Origin of the sequence: Intestinibacter sp. (assembly GCF_051866655.1) — a bacterium.
Classification (GTDB): Bacteria; Bacillota; Clostridia; order Peptostreptococcales; family Peptostreptococcaceae; genus Intestinibacter.
In genome coordinates, this window is sequence record NZ_JBJDXL010000245.1 from 1 (window position 1) to 4,383 (window position 4,383).

Below are 4,383 nucleotides of genomic sequence, written 5' to 3' on the forward strand. Positions count from 1 at the left end.
GAGCAAGTAGAAAATTCAGAGACTGTTTTATTAGAGTTGAGTATTTCATCGACTTTAGAAAATATTCTTAAATTAGATACGAAACTAAAGGACTTAAATTTGGAAAATTCTATAGATGCTATAAAAATAGAAAATTACGAAGGAGAAAATGGTAAGAGTGAAAAAGTAAATTGTACAATGGTATTTAAAGTCGATTAATAAAATAATAAATTGATATATGTATATAATTGGAAATCAATAAAAGAAAATGTAGTACAATTATACGAAAATCTAAAAGGAAAACAGCTCATTTTTATAGAAAATTTATTTAATTATAGAAAAGAAAAGGGGGATTTAATTTGGTAGGAAGAAATGATCTTTGTCCATGTGGAAGTGGAAAAAAATATAAAAAGTGCTGTTTGGCAAAAGATGAAGCTAGAGAAATTGCTAAAAATAGAGTAGTAAACGGAAGAAAAAAATTTGAAGGTGTAATTCAAAAAGTAATAGAATTTTCTAATAGAGAAGAATACAAAGACTATAAAAATAAATTTGAAGTAGAATTTGGAATTAATAATTACGTACTAGAAAATATAACAAACGTATATTATTTAACAAATTATAAATATAATAAACAAACTAGCATAATGATGGATTATTTTAATAGAAATAAAAATATTTTGAATAAAAATGAGCTATCAATAGTTGAAAATACTATAAATTCATATATGAGTATATATCAAGTAAAGGAAAAGGACATTAATAAAATTCTAATAAAGGATATTCTGTTAGACCAGAATGTCTATGTAGAGGATATTGAGCTATTTAGTGCTTTTGATGTGGGTGATTACATACTGGCGAGAATTGTATCTATAGACAATACGAAAATTTTCTTAGATAAAACAAGTAAGATAGATGAAAATACAAAGGATAAAATTAAACAGCGTATAGAAGATAGGTACAGAGAAACTAAAAAGAAGGTAAAAACTAAGAAGCAGTGTTTAATAAACAATATTAAATTTATGTATAAAAATATAGTAGATCTCTACAAAGAAGAGGTAAAGGAAATTGCATGCGATATTGCAATGAATAAAGAAAAACAGGAAATACAAGAGGTAATTGTAGAAGATGTGGATAATGAAATTATAGAAGTATTTAATAAACCAATGGTTAAGCAAATTGAAGAAAAAACAATTTTAAAGCAAGCTGATGAGGATATAGAAGAAAAAACAGATAAAGAAAAAGTTATAGAGATACAGAATATAACAGAGGTAGTACAAGATATACCTCAAAAAAATAATATTATAGAAAAGCAAGACAATAATTTAAAAGAGAATAAACAAAGAAAACAAGTAATGGCTAGAAAAGCTAAAGCATCAAAAGATATAGGTGCAAAAAAACGAATAAGTAAAAGATTAGAGGAAAAATTAAAACAAAGATTACAGATAACTAAACAAATACAAGAGAGAAAACAAAAGCAGGATATAAAACAAAAAAAGTCGTCTAATAAAAACAATAATATAAAAAATATAAATTCTAAACTATCCAATAAAATAGAAAACATACCAACGTACAAGGCTGAACAAATCGAATCAAAAATAGAAAATATATCAATCTCAAAAGTAGGACAAATTGAATCAAAAATAGAAAATACTTTAGTTGCGAAAATGAATATAGATCAAATAAGCAGAGAAGACTGCAAGGTATACGATGTATTAATTTCCAAAGTAGAGAGCGAATACAAAGAAAAATGTATATCGACATGGGAAATATTTAAAAGGACTTATAAAGATTATAAGGGTAGTGAAAATGGTTGGGCAGCAGCTATTGAGTACTATGTCAAAAAGAGTATAGATGAAACTGTAACACAAGAACAAATATCCAAAAAATACAATATAAGTATCAGAACTCTGGGTAAAAGATATAAAGAATTGCTGATTTGTTAAAATTTTCCCATACCCCCTATAAAAGTAGTTAAAATTGGAAATACTACTTTGTAGGGGGCTTTTTATTTTAAATAAAATAATAAAATTTAGGTAAAAGCCTTTTAATATATAAAAAAAATGATAAAATATTAAAATAAGAAGTATATTATAGAGAAAGAGGTAGATTTATGAGTTTTACTTTAGGAAATCCTATTGCAGTAGCAACTAATTTTATAAGATCAAATCCTGCAGTACCAATATATAAAGGAGAAGAAGATCCATCTAATTTATTTGGAGTTATATATCACATAGAAATTGGTTATAATGAAAATAACAAAGAAAAAATCAAACAGTATATAATAATTGATTTTAAGGAATACAACTTATCTTCAGAAAGCAAAGAAGAGTTAATAAATATAGCAAAATCATATTGTGAATCAAAAAATATATCAGATAGCGATGAATTAGAGATAACTCTTTTAGACAACGAAGAAGTTGAAAACTTCTTAGAAAAAGTATTTAACAACATGAAAGTGATAAGAGGACTTATAAGTGAAAAACATTAGTAAATAAAAGGCGAACTCTAAGAGTTCGCTATATTTTTGATTGGCAATTAAAAGAATTAATTTAGGAGGAAATCTTTATGCTGAGAGTGTCTAATATCAAATTAAGTATAGATGATGACAAGTCTAAGATAAAAAGCACTTTACTAAAAAAATTAAAAATAAAAGAAAAAGAATTAGTAAAATATTATATATATAAAGAATCGATAGACGCGAGAAAAAGAGGAAAGATAGATTTCGTATATACAGTAGATGTAGTTGTAAATAATGAAAGCAAGATTTTAAAGAAAAAACTAAAGGATGTTGTAGAGATAAAACAAAGAGAATACATCGGAGTGCCTTCTGGAGAGCAAAAATTAGAACATAGACCTGTAGTAGTCGGAAGTGGACCAGCAGGATTATTTGCATCTCTAGTTTTAGCTCAAAGAGGTTATATGCCTATAATGCTTGAAAGAGGATTAGATGTAGATAACAGAACAAATGATATAAATAATTTTTGGATTGATAGAAAGTTTAAAAGCAATTCCAACGTTCAATTTGGAGAAGGTGGAGCAGGAACTTTTTCCGATGGAAAGCTTACTACTAGAATAAAGGATATCAGATGTAGAAAGGTTTTAGAGGAATTTGTGAATTTTGGCGCTCCAGACGAAATTTTATACTCTAACAAACCGCATGTAGGCACAGATATACTAAAAAATGTCGTAAAAAATATAAGAGAAGAAATAATAAGACTTGGAGGCAGTGTAAAATTTGATGCAAAGGTGACCCAAATCAACGTAGAAAATTCAAAAATAAAATCTGTAGTAGTAAACGACAAGGAGACAATAGATACTAATGTAGTTATACTTGCTATCGGGCATAGTGCAAGGGATACGTACGAAATGCTGTATGAAAAAGGTGTAAAAATAATTCAAAAACCATTTGCTATAGGTGCTAGAATAGAGCATCCTCAGACTCTTATTAATAAATCACAATACAAAGAATTTTATAATCACAAAAGATTAGGTGCAGCAGACTACAAGCTAATAGAGCATACATCTAATGGAAGAACAGCTTATACATTTTGCATGTGTCCAGGAGGAACTGTAATAGCTTCAGCATCTGAAGAAGGCGAAGTTGTAACTAATGGTATGAGTGAGCATGCTAGAGACAAGAAAAACGCAAATAGCGCATTTTTAGTAAATGTAAAGCCTTCTGATTTCGGAAGTGATCATCCACTAGCAGGGGTAGAGTTCCAAAGAAAATACGAAAAATTAGCTTACGAGCTTGGAGGTAGAAATTATAATGCTCCTGTTCAGCTAGTAGGAGATTTTTTACAAGATAGAGTATCTACAGAGTTAGGAACAGTAGAGCCTTCTTACAAGCCAGGATATACATTTGCTAATTTAAAAGATTGTTTACCTAAATTCGTATGCGAAACTATGAAGGAAGCCTTACCCAAATTAGACAAAAAATTAAACGGATTTTCTATGTATGATGCAGTTTTAACAGGTGTGGAAACTAGATCATCAGCACCTATAAGAATTGTTAGGGATGAGGAAACTCTAGAATCTGTAAATGTAGAGAAATTATATCCATGTGGTGAAGGTGCAGGTTATGCAGGTGGAATAGTAACTGCAGCTGTAGATGGTATTAAATGTGCCGAAAAAATAATTGAACAGTATTTACAATTAAAATAAATGATAAAAATTGCATTAGAAATTAAATATTTAGAAAAATAATAGTAATAATTTTGGTAATATATTACAAACAGTAAAAAAAGTATTGATGTTTATACTCACAACATTATAAAATAAAATTGTACTTAAATACCTAACTATTAAATATTTAGGAAAAAATTGAATAGGAAGCAAAAAAGCTTTCAAGAAAATATGAAAGTTTAAAAAAATATCCTCTCCGTTTGCGGAGGGGATATATTT

The 4,383-nt window shown here is 27.9% G+C and carries 4 protein-coding genes; all 4 read left to right on the plus strand.

Going from position 1 to position 4,383, the window contains the following annotated elements; all coding sequences use genetic code 11:
• The coding region (locus ACI3VO_RS07245; protein ID WP_439757263.1) for a hypothetical protein at positions 1-198 on the plus strand (198 nt) is incomplete at its 5' end.
• Positions 199-338: 140 nt separating this feature from the next.
• Positions 339-1,922, plus strand: coding sequence for an SEC-C metal-binding domain-containing protein (locus ACI3VO_RS07250; RefSeq protein ID WP_439757264.1), 1,584 nt, complete (start codon positions 339-341; stop codon positions 1,920-1,922).
• Between the two features lie 167 nt (positions 1,923-2,089).
• Positions 2,090-2,467 carry a hypothetical protein gene (locus ACI3VO_RS07255; protein WP_320623940.1) on the plus strand — a complete coding sequence of 126 codons (378 nt, stop codon included), beginning with the start codon at positions 2,090-2,092 and terminating at the stop codon, positions 2,465-2,467.
• A 77-nt stretch (positions 2,468-2,544) separates the two neighbouring features.
• The gene (locus tag ACI3VO_RS07260) at positions 2,545-4,143 is read left to right on the plus strand and encodes an NAD(P)/FAD-dependent oxidoreductase (protein ID WP_439757265.1); all 1,599 of its coding nucleotides are present in this window, start codon (positions 2,545-2,547) and stop codon (positions 4,141-4,143) included.
• The last annotated feature ends 240 nt before the right edge of the window (positions 4,144-4,383 follow it).